This is a genomic window from Pseudomonas sp. LBUM1648 (assembly GCF_059716145.1).
This window is the reverse complement of sequence record NZ_CP166808.1, coordinates 6,092,802-6,108,171: the sequence shown is the minus strand read 5'-3', so window position 1 is coordinate 6,108,171 and position 15,370 is coordinate 6,092,802. Positions and strand designations below refer to the sequence as shown.

The 15,370-nt window shown below is 60.9% G+C and carries 15 protein-coding genes; 8 read left to right on the top strand and 7 right to left on the bottom strand.

Annotation, left to right across the window (positions count from 1 at the left end; translation table 11 throughout):
- Positions 1–12 precede the first annotated feature (12 nt).
- Positions 13–867: a sulfurtransferase gene (locus ACA043_RS27770; RefSeq protein ID WP_497658262.1), complete on the top strand. Its 855-nt coding sequence runs from the start codon at positions 13–15 to the stop codon at positions 865–867.
- A 33-nt stretch (positions 868–900) separates the two neighbouring features.
- On the opposite strand, the gene ACA043_RS27765 is transcribed toward ACA043_RS27770, so the two are convergent.
- The 6 genes from ACA043_RS27765 to ACA043_RS27740 all read right to left on the bottom strand — a co-directional run bounded on the left by ACA043_RS27765 (position 901) and on the right by ACA043_RS27740 (position 8,371).
- Entirely contained in the window at positions 901–1,899 is a 999-nt protein-coding gene (locus tag ACA043_RS27765; RefSeq protein ID WP_497659683.1) for a hydrolase, read from the bottom strand.
- Positions 1,900–1,978: 79 nt separating this feature from the next.
- Positions 1,979–3,391 (bottom strand): M16 family metallopeptidase, encoded by a 1,413-nt coding sequence (locus tag ACA043_RS27760; protein WP_497658261.1) that lies wholly within the window; start codon positions 3,389–3,391, stop codon positions 1,979–1,981.
- Between the two features lie 82 nt (positions 3,392–3,473).
- Positions 3,474–4,817, bottom strand: coding sequence for a M16 family metallopeptidase (locus ACA043_RS27755; protein WP_489879314.1), 1,344 nt, complete (start codon positions 4,815–4,817; stop codon positions 3,474–3,476).
- A 116-nt stretch (positions 4,818–4,933) separates the two neighbouring features.
- Positions 4,934–5,536, bottom strand: coding sequence for a 16S rRNA (guanine(966)-N(2))-methyltransferase RsmD (gene rsmD, locus ACA043_RS27750; protein WP_401270302.1), 603 nt, complete (start codon positions 5,534–5,536; stop codon positions 4,934–4,936).
- Positions 5,536–7,023: a M16 family metallopeptidase gene (locus ACA043_RS27745; protein WP_401270299.1), complete on the bottom strand. Its 1,488-nt coding sequence runs from the start codon at positions 7,021–7,023 to the stop codon at positions 5,536–5,538. Before ACA043_RS27745 ends, rsmD begins: the two co-directional genes overlap by 1 nt.
- On the bottom strand, positions 7,016–8,371 hold the full coding sequence (locus tag ACA043_RS27740; RefSeq protein WP_497658260.1) for a M16 family metallopeptidase: 1,356 nt from the start codon (positions 8,369–8,371) through the stop codon (positions 7,016–7,018). Before ACA043_RS27740 ends, ACA043_RS27745 begins: the two co-directional genes overlap by 8 nt.
- 344 nt (positions 8,372–8,715) lie before the next feature.
- Here ACA043_RS27740 and ftsY point away from each other — a divergent pair, with 344 nt between their 5' ends.
- The 4 genes from ftsY to rpoH all read left to right on the top strand — a co-directional run bounded on the left by ftsY (position 8,716) and on the right by rpoH (position 12,894).
- The gene (gene ftsY, locus ACA043_RS27735; protein ID WP_497658259.1) at positions 8,716–10,233 is read left to right on the top strand and encodes a signal recognition particle-docking protein FtsY; all 1,518 of its coding nucleotides are present in this window, start codon (positions 8,716–8,718) and stop codon (positions 10,231–10,233) included.
- Positions 10,230–10,901 carry a cell division ATP-binding protein FtsE gene (ftsE, locus tag ACA043_RS27730; protein ID WP_008065082.1) on the top strand — a complete coding sequence of 224 codons (672 nt, stop codon included), beginning with the start codon at positions 10,230–10,232 and terminating at the stop codon, positions 10,899–10,901. Before ftsY ends, ftsE begins: the two co-directional genes overlap by 4 nt.
- Positions 10,898–11,923 (top strand): permease-like cell division protein FtsX, encoded by a 1,026-nt coding sequence (gene ftsX / locus ACA043_RS27725; RefSeq protein ID WP_187679044.1) that lies wholly within the window; start codon positions 10,898–10,900, stop codon positions 11,921–11,923. Before ftsE ends, ftsX begins: the two co-directional genes overlap by 4 nt.
- Positions 11,924–12,039: 116 nt before the next feature.
- Positions 12,040–12,894 carry an RNA polymerase sigma factor RpoH gene (gene rpoH, locus ACA043_RS27720; protein ID WP_007913617.1) on the top strand — a complete coding sequence of 285 codons (855 nt, stop codon included), beginning with the start codon at positions 12,040–12,042 and terminating at the stop codon, positions 12,892–12,894.
- A gap of 153 nt (positions 12,895–13,047) precedes the next feature.
- On the opposite strand, the gene mtgA is transcribed toward rpoH, so the two are convergent.
- A complete protein-coding gene (gene mtgA / locus ACA043_RS27715; RefSeq protein ID WP_187679043.1) occupies positions 13,048–13,770 on the bottom strand; it encodes a monofunctional biosynthetic peptidoglycan transglycosylase in 723 nt (240 codons plus the stop codon).
- Between the two features lie 74 nt (positions 13,771–13,844).
- Between mtgA and ACA043_RS27710 the strand changes: the two genes are divergently transcribed.
- From ACA043_RS27710 to ACA043_RS27700, 3 genes are all read left to right on the top strand, one after another.
- The gene (locus ACA043_RS27710; protein WP_401269382.1) at positions 13,845–14,216 is read left to right on the top strand and encodes a DUF423 domain-containing protein; all 372 of its coding nucleotides are present in this window, start codon (positions 13,845–13,847) and stop codon (positions 14,214–14,216) included.
- A gap of 90 nt (positions 14,217–14,306) precedes the next feature.
- Positions 14,307–14,507: a sulfur carrier protein ThiS gene (thiS, locus tag ACA043_RS27705; protein WP_167394879.1), complete on the top strand. Its 201-nt coding sequence runs from the start codon at positions 14,307–14,309 to the stop codon at positions 14,505–14,507.
- Between the two features lie 60 nt (positions 14,508–14,567).
- Positions 14,568–15,362, top strand: coding sequence for a thiazole synthase (locus ACA043_RS27700; RefSeq protein ID WP_042561554.1), 795 nt, complete (start codon positions 14,568–14,570; stop codon positions 15,360–15,362).
- Positions 15,363–15,370 lie beyond the last annotated feature (8 nt).

The following is a 15,370-nucleotide window of genomic DNA, read 5'->3' as shown; positions in this document are numbered from 1 at the left end:
CAGGAGCCCGTTATGCCGATTGCGCAACTGATCAGCCCCAACGCACTGGATGCCCGCAAGGAGCAGCCCGGGCTGGTGATTCTGGATTGTCGTTTTGCCCTCGAAGACCCCGACTACGGTCAGCGCAGCTATGCCGAAGGGCACATTGCCGGGGCGAGTTTTGCCGATCTTGAGCGTGACCTCAGTGGCAAAGTGGTCAAGGGCGTGACCGGGCGTCATCCGTTGCCTGAGCCGGCAGAGCTGATCGAGCGTCTGCAAGCCTGGGGCATCAATGCCGACAGCGACGTGGTTATGTACGACGACGGCCCTGGAGCCTATGCGGCCCGAGCATGGTGGCTGCTGGCGTGGCTGGGCAAGCGCGACGGTGTGTTCATTCTCGACGGCGGACTCAAGGCGTGGCATGCAGCTGGCCTGCCGCTGAGCCTGGATGCGCCGACCGTCACTCGTGGCCATTTCAGCGGCCATTCAGACATGAGCCTGTTGCTCAGCGCCGAACAATTGCAGCAACGTCTCGGCCAACCCGAACTGACCCTGATCGACGCCCGGGCCTTGCCGCGCTTCAAAGGGGAAGTGGAGCCGATCGACCCGATTGCCGGGCACATTCCCGGCGCGCAATGTGCGGCGTTTACCGACAACCTTGGCAGTGACGGGCGATTCTTGCCGGCCGATCAGCTCAAACAGCGCTTTGCCGCGAAGCTGGGCGAGCGCTCGCCGTCAGAACTGGTCGCGTATTGCGGCTCGGGCGTGACGGCGTGCCACAACCTGTTTGCACTATGCCTGGCGGGGTATCCGTTGGGTTCGCTGTATGCGGGGTCGTGGAGTGAGTGGATCAACGAGCCGTCGCGCGGAGTCGCTACCGGCGAGTAATCACTACACCCTTGTGGGAGCGAGCCTGATCAATCATGACGTCAGGCCTGCCAGCCACTGCGGGATGCGCCGTTCCAGGTAATAACCCGGCTGGCGCAACGAGCCATCGACGAAGCCGACGTGGCCGCCGCGAGCCTGTAATTCGAATTCGGTGAGGTCTGACAGCTCGCTGGCCTGGGGCAGGCTGTGCGGAAACACGAAAGGATCGTCCGCCGCTTGAATGATCAGGGTCGGCGTGCGGATCTCACCGAGAAAATACCGGCTCGAGGCGCGACGATAGTAATCCTCGGCATCGGTAAAGCCGTGCAGTGGCGCGGTGACCCGGCCATCGAAATCCCAGAACGTTCGCATGTTCTCCAATGAGCCGAGCGCTGCCAGTGCGGCTACACCATCATCGCGGCCGTCGTGCTGGAACTGGCGTTGCTTGTTCTTGATGTAAGCGACCATCTCGCGCATGAAATGCGCTTGATAGACCCTGGAAAATCCCTGACCAATCCGATCCGCGCACTGGTCGAGGCGAAACGGCACCGACACTGCCACCGCACCGCGCACGCCGCTGGCACTCCCGGTCTCGCCCAGATGCTTGAGCAACACATTGCCACCAAGGGAATAGCCGACCGCATACAGCGGTGCCAACGGACGCTTCGCACGCAGGTGGCGGATGGCTTCGGCGAGGTCTTCGCTGGCGCCGGAGTGATAACTGCGCGGCAGCAGGTTCGGTTCGCCCGAGCAGCCGCGCCAGTTCAATGCAACACTGGCCCAGCCTTGCGCGGCGAGCGCGGATTGGATGCCGGCAACGTAAGGTGAGTTAGAAGAACCGGTCAGTCCATGCAGCACCAACACCAGCGGAGTCTGGGCGCTGTGCGGGCCATGCCAGTCGAGGTCGAGGAAATCGCCATCATCAAGCCACAGACGTTCGCGCTGACGATCAAGGTGAACGGTTTTGCGCCACAGCGGCCCCCACAAGGTTTGCAGGTGTGGGTTACCCAGGCCGAAGGCCGGTGCAAAGCGGGGGCTGGGAACAGGGTTCAGTGACTGCACGGCAAATCTCGACAGGTCTTGCGCAAAGCGGCAGGTGCTTCAGGCATCTGCCGCTTTTGTGTGAAAGAACCTAACTTGCCACAAAGCCTGCTTCGGCGCGACACATGCTCTCGGATGACGTGCCAGGCGGTGTCGGCGCGGGGGCGGGTAGCGCCTGCTGCTCGACGGTGGCCCCGACTGTCACCACGCGCCAGCGGTCGGCGGTCAAATGCCGATTCAGCGCCTCATGGATTTGTTTGAGTGTCAGGCGTTGCACCTGTTGCACGGTGTGGTCGAGGTCGAGTGGCAGATCATGGCGATTGATTGTCACCAGTTGCTTGAGAATCTGCCTGTTGCTGGAGCTGTTCAGTGCACTCCTGTTGGCGACTTGAAGCTTGACCTGATCGAGCTCCTGTTGTGTCGGCCCGTCGCGCAGGTAGTCACTGAACAGCGACCGGGTCAACGCCAGCGTAGCCTGGCTGAATGCTGGATTGACCTGCAGGGAAATGGTCAGCAAACCCGCCGTGGCCCAAGGGGCGTTTTCTGAATAGACGTCGTACACCAGCCCGCGCTTTTCCCGTAGTTCGTTCATCAGTCGGCTGTTGGTCGTGCCGCCAAAAATCAGGTTGGCGGTGTACAGCGCGGCATAGTCCGCATGGCTTCGCGACACGCTGGGCTGGGCGAGTATCAGGTTGATCTGGGCCAGTGGCTGTTCCTCGTGCAGGGTTCGTTCGGTGCCAACGGGTTTGTGCCCGGGCATTGGCATGACGGTGCCTGCAGGCATGACCGGTAAGGCGTTGCTGATTTGCAGACTGATCGCCTTTGCCTGCGCCAGCGTCAGGTCACCGACCAGGGTGATTTGCGCCTGACTGGCGCTGTAGAAACGCTGGTGGAAATCTTTTACCTCCGTCCCGGTCAGCGCCTGCAACCCTTGAACCGTGCCATAGAACGGCAGCGAGTATGGGCCGTAGGGCGCGAGCAGTGTCTTGACCAGATGCTCTGGCGAATTTCCTGCATCCTGCGCGGCGGCAGTGAGGCTGTCGCGCAGCTCGATTTTCACCCTCTTCAGCGCATCGTCGGTCAGTGTCGGCGCGCCTAGAATCTGCGAAAACAGCTGCAACGCCGGAGCACGTTTCTGTTCATCGCTCAAGCTGCGCAAAGCCAATGTGGCGCGGTCATGATCGATGTTCATGTCGAGTTGCGCGCCCAGACCGTCAAAGACTTCAACGATGGCGGACAGGTCTTTGCCCGGTATGCCTTCATTGAGCATGCTGAACGTGGCGGCGGCGAGGCCCGGCGTGTTGCCATCTCGCGCGCTGCCTGCGGCGAAGCTGACATGCAGATCGAACATCGGCAGCTCTGTGGTGCGGATGAACAACACTTTGGTGCCGGTCAGGGTTTTCCAGCCTTTGATCGACAGTGCTCGCGCAGTGCCGGCGACAGGAACCGGCCCCAGTAGCGATTGCAGACGTGGCGCGGGGTAATTTGCCGGCGCGACCGTCACGGTATCTGCCTGCGTTTGAAAGCCCGTCAGGCCTGCTACGATTCCCAGCCCGAGCAAAACGCCCCTTGCCTTCCGAAGGCCATTATTCATGAGCCGCCTCCGCCAATACATGCGCAACCGTCAGGCGTTCGCGGGTCAAAAACGTTGACGCCGCCTGCTGGATGTCAGCCGGTGTCACCTGTGCTAGCTCGTCTGAGTCCTTATCCATCAACTGCCAGGGCAGGTCGATACTCGCCAATGTGGCCAGCTCGTGGGCCTGCTCGACGATGGAGTCTTGTGTATAGATCTGTCGGGCAATCAATTGAGTGCGTGCGCGCTCCAATTCTTCGGCTGTCGGCGGGTGGGCATGCAGTTCTTCAATCAGTTGCCAGACCCGTGCCTCGGCCGCGTCCAGATCGTCAGCGTGGGCGCTGGCGAGTTCGGCCGTCATGAATAGAAGACTGTCGCCGCGTGTGAGCGCGTCATAAGAAGTACTGACGTCGCTGAACAACTGTTCGGTGAATTCCAGGCGTTTTTTCAGGCGTGCACTTTGTGTCCCTCCCAGTAATGCGTCGATCAGGCGCAGGGCGTGTACAGATCGCCGATTTTCGGCGGTGGCAAGCCCCGGCACGTTAAAGGCCATGATCAGTTGGGGGGTCGGGACGGCCAGAGACAGCGTCAGTTTGCGCTCACCTGCCTGTGCCAGCTCAGTGGGCCGTAGCAGGCGAGGAGCAGGGTGCGCTGGCAAGGGGCCAAAGTGGCGCTGCGCCAACCGTTTGACCTGATCGAGCGTCACATCACCGACAACCACTAGCGTGGCGTTGCCAGGTGAGTAGCGGAGCGCATACCAGTGGCGCAGATCGTCGGCATTCAAACGGTGCAGGTCATGCATCCAGCCAAGAATCGGTGTGCGATAGCTATTGGCCAAATGCGCCACACCGGTCAGACGCTCCAGTGCCAGATCATGGGGGTCATCGTCGGTGCGCAAGCGCCGTTCTTCGCGTATCACCGCCATTTCCGGGGTCAAGTCCGAGGTGCGCAAGTGGGCGGTCGACATCAGATCGGCCATCAACTCGAATGCCACGCCCAGATACCTGGGTGCCAGGGTTTGGTAATAGGCGGTGGCATCTTTGCTGGTGAAGGCGTTTTCCCGGGCACCGAGTGTTTGCAAAATGGCCGAGGCCTCGCCGGCGCAGGTTTTGCTGCTGCCTTTGTAGAGCATGTGTTCGAGTGCGTGGGAGATTCCGCTCTGGCCGGGCGCCTCGTCGGCAGAGCCAACCTTGAACCAGAGTTGTGAGGTCACCAGCGGTGCACGATGGTCTTCACGCACAAGCACGTTCAGACCATTGTCCAGGGTGAATTGATGAGTCGGTGGGGGTGGGGCGGCCAGGGACATCAATGGCGCCAGGCCAAGAATGAGCAGCATCCTGCTGCATAACGTATCCATACATGAATCGTCCGAAGTGGTTAACGCAGATTGCGGTAACCACTTTGGCGAGATGCGAGGAGCGATGTGCGGTATCTATTTATTGCTGATGCATTGAGCGCACATCAAACCCGGGATCAGGCGCTGCGTTGCCACAACGCGTAATACACGCGCCCGGATTTCTGTTCGCGGTGCAAGCGCCAGTTGGCCGGGAAGCCGAGGGTCGATGGTGCCGTTTCGCTTTCGGTATACACCCAGGCGTCGTCGGCCAGCCACTGACGCTCTTCGAGCAACGTGCACACGGCTGGCAGCAGGTTCTGGTTGAACGGCGGGTCGAGGAATACCAGGTCGAACGGCGTAGCGGTCTGGGTTTCCAGGTAGCGCAGGGCGTCGGCAGTCTGCACCTGACCGTTGGTGCAGCGCAGCGTGCCGAGGTGCTCTTTAAGGCTGGAAACCGCGATATTGCTGGCGTCCAGCGCCTGCCCCATGGCCGCGCCACGGGACAAAGCCTCGAGAAACAGCGCGCCGCTGCCGGCGAACGGGTCAAGGACCTTGGCGCCGGCCACGTAGGGTGCGAGCCAGTTGAACAGGGTTTCACGCACGCGATCCGGCGTCGGGCGCAGGCCCGGGGCGTCGGGGAAGCTCAGCTTGCGGCTGCGCCATTCGCCACCAATGATGCGTAACTGATTCACGCCGTTATGCACGTTTTGCGCAGGTTTTTTCGGTGCTCGAGTAGCCATTAATGCTCCGGAACCCCGAGCGGTTGCTCGGCAGGTTTATCAGATGGGGCCGGTAACGGCTTTTGCGGCACGGTCGGGCCAGCGGTGACGATGACCATTTTGTCCGTGCTCAAGTGTTTGTTCAGCGCGTCGCGGACTTGTTCCACGGTCAGGCTCTGGGACTCACGCATGAAGTCATCCAGATAACTCAGCGGCAGATTGTAGAAGCCCATGGCGCCGAGTTGGCCGACGATGTCGGCGTTGCTCGCGGTGGACAGCGGGAAGCTGCCGGCCAGTTCGCGTTTGGCGTCGTCGAGTTCTTTCTGGGTCGGGCCGGTTTTCAGGTAATCGGCGAGAACGTCCTGCACCAGTTTCAGGGTGCCCTCGCTCATTTCCGCGCGGGTTTGCAGGTTGATCATGAACGGGCCACGGGCCTGCATCGGGCTGAAGCCGGAGTACACGCCGTAGGCCAGGCCACGTTTCTCGCGGACTTCGCTCATCAGGCGCGTACCGAAACCGCCGCCGCCGAGGATCTGGTTGCCCATCGACAGTGCGGCGTAGTCCGGATCGTCGCGATCGATGCCCAGTTGCGCGAGCATCAGGTTGGTTTGCTTCGACGGAAACTCGATATGGCCAACGCTGGCTTTCGGCTCTTGCGGCTGAGCGATCTTCGCCAGCGCCGGACCCTTCGGCAGGGCGGCGGACACCTGATTGGCAATCGACTCGGCATCGGCGCGGGACAAGTCACCCACCAGCGCGATCACTACATTGCCCGCCGCGTAGGCCTTGGCGTGGAATTCGCGCAGCTGTGCCACGGTGATTTTCGGCACACTTTGCGCACTGCCATCACTCGAGTGCGCGTAGGGGTGATCGCCGTACAAGCGCTTCATCAGTTCCAGACTGGCGAGTTTGCCGGGGTTCTGTTTCTGGTATTCGAAACCGGCGAGCATCTGATTCTTGATGCGTGCGAATGAGTCGGTCGGGAAGGTCGGTTTGCCGATCACTTCCGAGAACAGTTTCAGCGCGGGTTCACGTTGTTCGGTGGCACTCAGGCTGCGCAGCGAAGCCAGCGCCATGTCCTTGAAGGCACCGTTGCCGAAATCTGCACCAAGACCTTCGAAACCCTGCGCGATGGCGCCGACGTCCTTGCCCGCAACGCCTTCGTTGAGCATCGCGTTGGTCAGTACTGCCAGACCCGGCGCATTGCCGTCCTGACTGCTGCCGGCAGCGAAAATCAGGCGCATGTCGAACATTGGCAACTCGTGGGCCTCGACGAACAGCACCTTGGCGCCTTCGGCGGTGTTCCAGGTCTGCACGTCAAGCTTGCGGCTGGCCGGAGCCTTGCCGTCGAGTTCGGCCAGCGATTGAAGTTTCTGGCTGGACTTGGCGCTGTCCAGCGCTTCGCTGGCGTCGGTTTTCGCGCCGGGAGCCAGATAAAATGCGGCGGAACCGATGACCGCTACGGCGATCAGGCCGAGCAACAGGCGTGGGGTCTTGCGCTTACTCATGAGTCGTCTCCAGTGGCAGGACGTGGGCGACGCTGAGACGTTCGCGGGTGAAATACAGCTTGGCGGCGTTCTGGATGTCTTGCGGGGTTACGCTTTCCAGATCGGCGAGCTCGGTGTCCATCAGTTTCCATGACAGACCGACCGTCTCCAATTGGCCGATGGCAGTGGCCTGGCTGGTGATCGAGTCACGCTCGTAGACCAGGCCGGCAATCACTTGAGCCCGCACGCGTTCCAGCTCTTCGGCGGACGGTGCGGTGGTTTTCAGTTGTTCCAGCAGCTTCCAGAGACCGGCCTCGGCTTGCGCCATGGTCTTTTTCTTCTGGGTGTTCGGCGTCGCCGACAGGGTAAACAGACTGTCGCCACGGGTGTAGGCGTCGTAGCTCGACGAACCGCCGGACACCAGCTCTTCGCCGCGCTCCAGTTGGGTCGGGATGCGACCGCTGTAACCGCCGTCGAGCAGCGCCGAAATCAGGCGCAGGGCGTTGACCGAACGTTTATCTTCAGCAGTGGCGATGCTTGGCACGTTGAAGCCGAGCATCAGGCTAGGCAGTTGCGTCTGCACATGCAGGGTGATCTGCCGTTCGCCGGGTTCGGCCAGTTCCAGCGGTTGTTTTGCCGGTGGCACGTCGCGTTTGGCGATCGGTCCGAAGTAACGCTGGGCAAGGGTTTTAACTTCATCCGGCGTGACGTCGCCAACCACCACCAGTGTGGCGTTGTTCGGCACATACCAGGATTGATACCAGTGGCGTAGCTCTTCGACCTTCATCCGGTCCAGGTCAGCCATCCAGCCGATGGTCGGCGTGTGGTAGCCGCTGGCCGGGTAAGCCATTGCCTTGTAACGCTCGTAGGCCTTGGACATCGGCTTGTCGTCAGTGCGCAGGCGGCGCTCTTCCTTGATGACTTCGATTTCCTTGGCGAACTCGTCGGCCGGCAGGCGCAGATTGGCCATGCGGTCGGCTTCCAGTTCGAAGGCCACACCCAGACGGTCGCGGGCCAGCACTTGGTAATAGGCGGTGAAGTCGTCGCTGGTGAAGGCGTTCTCTTCGGCGCCGAGGTCGCGCAGGATCAGCGAGGCTTCGCCGGGGCCGACTTTCTCGCTGCCCTTGAACATCATGTGCTCAAGGGCGTGGGACAGACCGGTCTGGCCCGGGGTTTCGTAGCTGGAGCCGACCTTGTACCAGACCTGCGACACCACCACCGGCGCGCGATGGTCTTCGCGCACGACGACCTTCAGGCCGTTATCGAGGGTGAATTCGTGAGTCGGTTGCGGGTCGGCCGCCAGGGCCGAAAGTGGCAGGCAGACTGTGCTGAGCAGCAGGCCTGCAGCGCGGCGGGCTAGAGCATTCATTCGTTTTTTAACCTGTTGGGCTGCCCGCTTGGTCTTAGCGTCGGCGGGCGAGAGGGTGCTAGGATACTGATCCGTTTTACCGGCGACCACGTCTATCAGGTTTTCAGGCTTGATCAGGCTGTATGGGTTTGCGGCAGAAAGCTGCGGTTTATCGACTAAACTACGCTTTTTCGCCGATTTTGCCGGTTTAGTCCTTCGTTAATACGATTCTTTGGGGTGCCGCTGGCGCCTCGACAAAATGTTGCGCGTGAACAAGCTGGGTGAAACACAGTCTGTTCTGCATCGAATATTTATTTGCCGGGGCGCCCTTATGGCGCGTCGCTACCGTGAGATAGCCGTCCTCCATGTTTGGTTCCAACGACGACAAGAAGACCCCAGCTGCGGCTGGCGAGAAGAAAAGCCTGTTCGGATGGCTGCGTAAGAAACCGCAGGAACCCGTCGTCGAACAGCCGCCCGCGATTCCTGAGCCGGCCCCTGCGCCTGCTCCCGTAATAGAAGAAGAACCGACGCCGATCGTTCTGCCGATTGCCGAGCCGGTGCTGCAACCGGCGGCCGAGCCTGAGACTGAAATCCCGGTGGCCGCCGAATTGCCGCTGACCCCGGCCGCCGAACCGTGGCTGACTTTGCCAGTGGCGGAAGAGCCGGTGGCGCTGGTGGAAGAGGCCGCGCCCCATGTGACACCGCCAATTCCTGCGCCTGCCGCGTTCGTTGCCGAGGTTGCTCCGGCGCCTTTGGTTGAGCCGTTTGTCGAGCCTGCGCCGGTTGTGGCAGAGGCTGTTGCGCCAGTGTTTGCCGAGCCGGTTGCTCCAGTTGCTCCAATCGTTCAGCAACCAGAGCCAGTACCCGCGCCGGTTGTCGTTGCGCCAATCGTTGCGGTCGAAGCTGCGCCCGTCGAAGTTCCGGCCGAAGCCCCGCGTACCGAGGAGACCAAAGCCGGTTTCTTCGCCCGCCTCAAGCAAGGTCTGTCGAAAACCAGCGCCAGCATCGGCGAGGGCATGGCCAGCCTGTTTCTAGGCCGAAAAACCATCGACGACGACTTGCTCGACGACCTCGAAACCCGTCTGCTGACTGCCGACGTCGGCGTCGAAGCCACTACGCAGATCATCCAGCGCCTGACCCAGAAGGTCGCTCGCAAGGAACTGGCCGACGCCGACGCGTTGTACAAATCCCTGCAGGCCGAGCTGGCTGCGATGCTCAAACCGGTCGAGCAGCCGCTGAAGATTGTTTCGCAGAACAAGCCATTCGTGATTCTGGTGGTCGGCGTCAACGGCGCCGGCAAGACCACCACCATCGGCAAACTGGCGAAGAAGCTGCAGCTGGAGGGCAAGAAAGTCATGCTCGCCGCCGGTGATACCTTCCGCGCCGCCGCTGTGGAGCAATTGCAGGTCTGGGGTGAACGCAACAAGATCCCGGTGATCGCCCAGCACACCGGCGCTGATTCGGCTTCGGTAATCTTCGACGCCGTGCAAGCTGCCAAGGCCCGTGGCATCGACGTGCTGATCGCCGACACCGCTGGCCGTCTGCACACCAAAGACAACCTGATGGAAGAACTGAAAAAAGTTCGCCGGGTAATCGGCAAGCTCGACGCCGACGCGCCGCACGAAGTGCTGCTGGTGCTCGATGCCGGCACCGGTCAGAACGCCATCAACCAGGCCAAGCAATTCAACCAGACCGTCGAACTGACCGGCCTGGCGCTGACCAAGCTCGACGGCACCGCCAAGGGCGGGGTGATTTTCGCCCTGGCCAAGCAGTTTGGCTTGCCGATCCGCTACATCGGCGTCGGTGAAGGCATCGACGATTTGCGTACTTTTGAAGCCGAACCCTTTGTCCAGGCACTGTTTGCCGAGCGGGAGCGTTCATGATTCGTTTCGAACAGGTCGGTAAACGGTATCCGAACGGTCACGTCGGCTTGCATGAGCTGAGCTTTCGAGTCCGTCGTGGCGAGTTCTTGTTTGTCACCGGCCATTCTGGCGCCGGCAAATCAACGCTGTTGCGCCTGTTGCTGGCGATGGAGCGTCCAACCAGCGGCAAATTGCTGCTGGCCGGGCAAGACCTGAGCACCATCAGCAATGCACAGATTCCGTTCCTGCGCCGGCAGATCGGCGTGGTGTTCCAGAATCACCAGTTGCTGTTTGATCGCACGGTGTTCAACAACGTCGCATTGCCGCTGCAGATTCTCGGGCTGTCCAAGGCCGAGATCGCCAAGCGTGTCGACTCGGCGCTGGAGCGCGTGGCGCTGTCGGATAAAACCGATCTGTACCCCGGCGACCTGTCCACCGGTCAGCAACAGCGCGTCGGCATTGCCCGCGCCATCGTCCATCGCCCGGCCTTGCTGCTGGCGGATGAACCGACCGGTAACCTCGATCCGCGTCTGGCAGCCGAGATCATGGGCGTGTTCGAAGACATCAACCGGCTGGGCACCAGCGTGTTGATCGCGAGTCACGACCTGGCACTGATCGCGCGCATGCGTCATCGCATGCTGACCTTGCAACGTGGCCGATTGATCGGCGACGGGGAGGCCGGCGAATGAGTGCGACACGTAGCCCCAAGGTTTCCGAGCGCGTGGCCCCCAAGGCCGCCGATCCGCAGCCGCAAAAGAAGAAAAAGCACGACGATGACGACGGCCCGGATTTCGCCACGCTGTTCCGCGCCTGGGTCGAAAGCCATCGTGCCAGTTTGCTCGACAGCCTGCGTCGTCTCGGCAAGCAGCCGATCGGCAGCTTCTTCACCTGCATGGTGATGGCCGTGGCGCTGAGCCTGCCGATGGGGTTGTCGCTGCTGCTCAACAACGTCGAGCGTCTCGGCGGTTCGTGGCAGCGGGCGGCGCAGATTTCGCTGTACCTGCAACTCGACGCCAGCCCGGAGCAGGGCGAATCGTTGCGCGAGCAGATCAAAGGCATGCCCGGCGTAGCTGATGCTGAATATGTCGGCCGCGATCAGGCGCTGGAAGAGTTCCAGCAGCAGTCCGGATTGGGCGAAGCCCTGCGCGAGCTGCCGGAAAACCCGTTGCCGGGTGTGGTGCTGGTGACCCCGAACGAGGTCGACAAGCCGACCCTGGAAGCATTAAGACAAAAACTTTCCGAGCTGCCCAAGGTACAACAGGCACAACTTGATCTAGTCTGGGTCGAGCGTCTGGCCGCCATCCTCAAGCTCGGCGATCGTTTTGTCTTCGGTCTGACGGTGTTGTTGGTTTCTGCATTACTTTTGGTGATAGGCAATACCATTCGTCTTCATATTGAAAACCGCCGCACCGAGATAGAAGTGATTAAACTCGTCGGCGGCACCGACAGCTATGTACGTCGTCCCTTCCTTTATATGGGCGCGTTGTATGGCTTCGGTGCGGGACTGCTGTCCTGGGGCGTATTGGCGTTCGGCCTGAACTGGTTGAATGATGCGGTGGTTGGACTGGCCGGCTTGTACGGCAGTGATTTCGCACTGGCCGGAGTGCCAGTTGCCGACGGTCTGTCGCTCTTGCTTGGCGCGGTGCTGTTGGGTTATATCGGTGCATGGATTGCAGTCGCACGTCATCTCAGGGAGCTGGCGCCGAAGTAGAATCTTTTTTGCGCGTGATTGGCCTTGCGGTTTTTTTGGGAACTTGTACTTGAGTTCCCGGTCAATTTTTCGCAGTGCCGAAAGGCGCGAGTTATGTAAGTCGGAGGTTTTTTCGTATGACCAATTCTTTGCAACCTGCGTACGCGTTGGTTCCAGGTGCGAACCTGGAAGCCTATGTGCACACCGTGAACAGCATTCCACTGCTGACGCCGGAGCAGGAGCGTGAACTGGCCGAGAGTCTCTACTATGAGCAGGATTTGGGGGCGGCTCGGCAGATGGTGCTCGCCCACCTGCGTTTTGTCGTACACATTGCCCGTAGCTATTCCGGCTACGGTCTGGCTCAGGCTGACCTGATCCAGGAAGGTAACGTCGGCCTGATGAAGGCTGTGAAGCGCTTCAACCCGGAAATGGGTGTGCGTCTGGTGTCGTTCGCCGTGCACTGGATCAAGGCGGAAATTCACGAGTTCATCCTGCGCAACTGGCGCATTGTGAAAGTCGCGACCACCAAGGCCCAGCGCAAGCTGTTCTTCAACCTGCGCAGCCAGAAGAAACGTCTGGCGTGGCTGAACAACGAGGAAGTCCACCGTGTGGCGGAAAGCCTCGGCGTCGAGCCGCGGGAAGTGCGCGAGATGGAAAGTCGCCTGACCGGCCACGACATGGCCTTCGACCCGGCCGCGGAAGCGGACGACGACAGCGCTTTCCAGTCGCCGGCCAACTATCTGGAAGACCACCGGTACGACCCGGCGCGTCAACTGGAAGATGCCGACTGGAGCGACAACTCCAACAGCAATCTGCACGAAGCGCTGGAAGTGCTGGACGAACGCAGCCGTGACATCCTTTACCAGCGTTGGCTGGCAGAAGAAAAAGCCACGCTGCACGACCTTGCGCAGAAGTACAACGTGTCGGCCGAGCGTATCCGTCAGCTCGAAAAGAGCGCGATGAACAAGCTCAAGTTGTCGATTGCCGCGTAACCGGCGCCTCGGCAAATAAAAACGCCCCGATCAGCAATGATCGGGGCGTTTTCGTTCAGCAGATCAAAAGATCGCAGCCTTCGGCAGCTTCTACAGGTGAAATGCAATCCTGTGTAGGAGCTGCCGAAGGCTGCGATCTTTTGCTTTATGGCGCTACTGCGCCCAGGGCGCCCGGCGCGAATCATTGAGCCCGAGCAGATAGCTCGTCCCGCCCAACTGACTCATCTGCTGGCGAATCCACCCGGCTCGGCGCGAAACATACGCTGTCGGATGGCTCGCACTCCAGACCCGTGGGTTCGGCAGGACAGCCGCCAGATAGCTTGCCTGCTGCCGGGACAGCGACTTGGCGCTCACGCCAAAGTGATGCCGGGCCGCCGCTTCAGCGCCAAATACCCCGTCATCCCACTCGACGCTGTTCAGATACACCTCAAGAATCCGCTGCTTGGGCCAGAACACCTCGATCAGCGCGGTAAACCAAGCTTCCAGACCTTTTCGCAGATAACTACGACCGGCCCACAGAAACAGGTTCTTCGACACTTGCTGGCTCAACGTACTGGCGCCGCGAATCGAGCCTCCGAGTTCGTTATGGGCCAGCGCGGCCTGGATGGCGCTGAAATCAAAGCCCCAATGCTCGGGAAACTTCTGATCCTCGCCGGCCATGACCGCCACCTTAAGATCATCGGAGATCTCATCCCACGGTTTCCAGGTGCGTTGCAGGTCGATCGGCTCGCCGTCGACCCAGGATTCGACCTTGCGCTCGACCATCAGCGCCGTGCCGGGCGGCGGCACGAAGCGAAACAACAGGACCAGCAATACGCTGCCGCCCGCGAACCAGAGCAGGGCCTTCGTGAGACGACGGAAAATTGAACGCAGCATAGAGATGGCTTGGCCGAACCCGTGGAGCGGGCCATTATACAGACCCTGCCGATCGAGTCTGACTGGAGTTCCACATGCTGCGTGGCTTTCTGATGCTGGCCGCTTTCTTTGGTTTTACCGGGGTTGCATTGGGTGCATTCGCCGCCCACGGCCTGAAAAACCGCCTGACGCCCGAGTATCTGGCGATTTTCCACACCGGCGTCACCTATCAACTGGTGCACACTTTGGCGCTGTTCGGCGTGGCGCTGCTGGCCACACAGATTCAGGGTCGGCTGGTGACCTGGGCTGGCGTTTCGTTCTCCATCGGCATTTTGTTGTTCTCCGGCAGTCTGTACCTACTGACCATCACCGGCATCAGCAAGCTTGGCATCATCACCCCGTTCGGCGGCCTGGCGTTTCTGATCGGCTGGCTGTGCCTGGGGCTGGCCGCCTGGCGGCTGAGCTGACCGGGTAGTCCATTTCACGATGAATGGCTTGGGTCGCCCCGTCTGATCGGGCTAGAATGCCAGCCCCTAAAAATGATGGCGGCCTTGCGCATGCGCATTCAGTTGAACGGCGAATCCCTTGAACTGCCCGACGGTGAAACCGTTGCGGCCCTGCTGACCCGTCTGGATCTGACCGGACGCCGGGTAGCAGTCGAACTCAATCTGGATATCGTCCCGCGCAGCCAGCATGCCGACACCACGCTCAACGACGGCGACAATGTCGAAGTCGTGCACGCCATCGGCGGCGGCTAGTCGTTCGGCCCGCAAGGGCACAGAATTTTGCAAGACCCTCACCTTTAAAGAGGATTCCCCATGAGCATCGTTCGTAGCGACAAGCCTTTTGTGCTGGCCGGTCGTACTTACCAGTCGCGTTTGCTGGTCGGTACCGGCAAGTACCGTGACATGGAAGAAACCCGCCAGGCGATCGAAGCCTCGGGTGCCGAAATCGTCACCTTCGCCGTGCGCCGCACTAACCTCGGCCAGATCGAAGGCGAGCCGAACCTGCTCGACGTGCTGTCGCCGGATCGCTACACCTTCCTGCCGAATACCGCTGGTTGCTACGACGCCATCGAAGCCGTGCGCACCTGCCGCCTGGCCCGCGAACTGCTCGACGGCCACAACCTGGTGAAGCTGGAAGTGCTGGCCGACCAGAAAACCCTGTTCCCCAACGTGATCGAAACCCTCAAGGCCGCCGAAACGCTGGTCAAGGAAGGTTTCGACGTGATGGTCTACACCAGCGATGACCCGATCATCGCCCGTCAACTCGCGGAAATCGGCTGCATCGCGGTGATGCCGCTGGCCGGTCTGATCGGTTCGGGTCTGGGGATTTGCAACCCGTACAACCTGCAGATCATCCTGGAAGAAGCCAAGATCCCGGTGTTGGTGGATGCCGGTGTCGGTACCGCTTCCGACGCTACCATTGCCATGGAGCTGGGCTGTGACGCGGTGCTGATGAACTCGGCCATCGCCCACGCCGGGCAACCGGTGATGATGGCCCAAGCCATGCAACACGCGATCGTCGCGGGCCGTCTGGCCTACCTCGCCGGCCGCATGCCGAAAAAACTCTATGCCAGCGCCTCTTCGCCGCTGGATGGTCTGATCAAGTAAGAGCCATT

Coding starts and splice junctions, on each gene's coding strand:
- mtgA (WP_187679043.1), bottom strand. CDS start 13,770: ATGCTGCGTTCAATTTTCCGTCGTCTCACGAAGGCCCTGCTCTGGTTC.
- ACA043_RS27745 (WP_401270299.1), bottom strand. CDS start 7,023: ATGAGTAAGCGCAAGACCCCACGCCTGTTGCTCGGCCTGATCGCCGTA.
- ftsY (WP_497658259.1), top strand. CDS start 8,716: ATGTTTGGTTCCAACGACGACAAGAAGACCCCAGCTGCGGCTGGCGAG.
- ACA043_RS27770 (WP_497658262.1), top strand. CDS start 13: ATGCCGATTGCGCAACTGATCAGCCCCAACGCACTGGATGCCCGCAAG.
- ACA043_RS27700 (WP_042561554.1), top strand. CDS start 14,568: ATGAGCATCGTTCGTAGCGACAAGCCTTTTGTGCTGGCCGGTCGTACT.
- ACA043_RS27755 (WP_489879314.1), bottom strand. CDS start 4,817: ATGGATACGTTATGCAGCAGGATGCTGCTCATTCTTGGCCTGGCGCCA.
- rpoH (WP_007913617.1), top strand. CDS start 12,040: ATGACCAATTCTTTGCAACCTGCGTACGCGTTGGTTCCAGGTGCGAAC.
- ftsX (WP_187679044.1), top strand. CDS start 10,898: ATGAGTGCGACACGTAGCCCCAAGGTTTCCGAGCGCGTGGCCCCCAAG.
- ftsE (WP_008065082.1), top strand. CDS start 10,230: ATGATTCGTTTCGAACAGGTCGGTAAACGGTATCCGAACGGTCACGTC.
- thiS (WP_167394879.1), top strand. CDS start 14,307: ATGCGCATTCAGTTGAACGGCGAATCCCTTGAACTGCCCGACGGTGAA.
- ACA043_RS27740 (WP_497658260.1), bottom strand. CDS start 8,371: ATGAATGCTCTAGCCCGCCGCGCTGCAGGCCTGCTGCTCAGCACAGTC.
- rsmD (WP_401270302.1), bottom strand. CDS start 5,536: ATGGCTACTCGAGCACCGAAAAAACCTGCGCAAAACGTGCATAACGGC.
- ACA043_RS27710 (WP_401269382.1), top strand. CDS start 13,845: ATGCTGCGTGGCTTTCTGATGCTGGCCGCTTTCTTTGGTTTTACCGGG.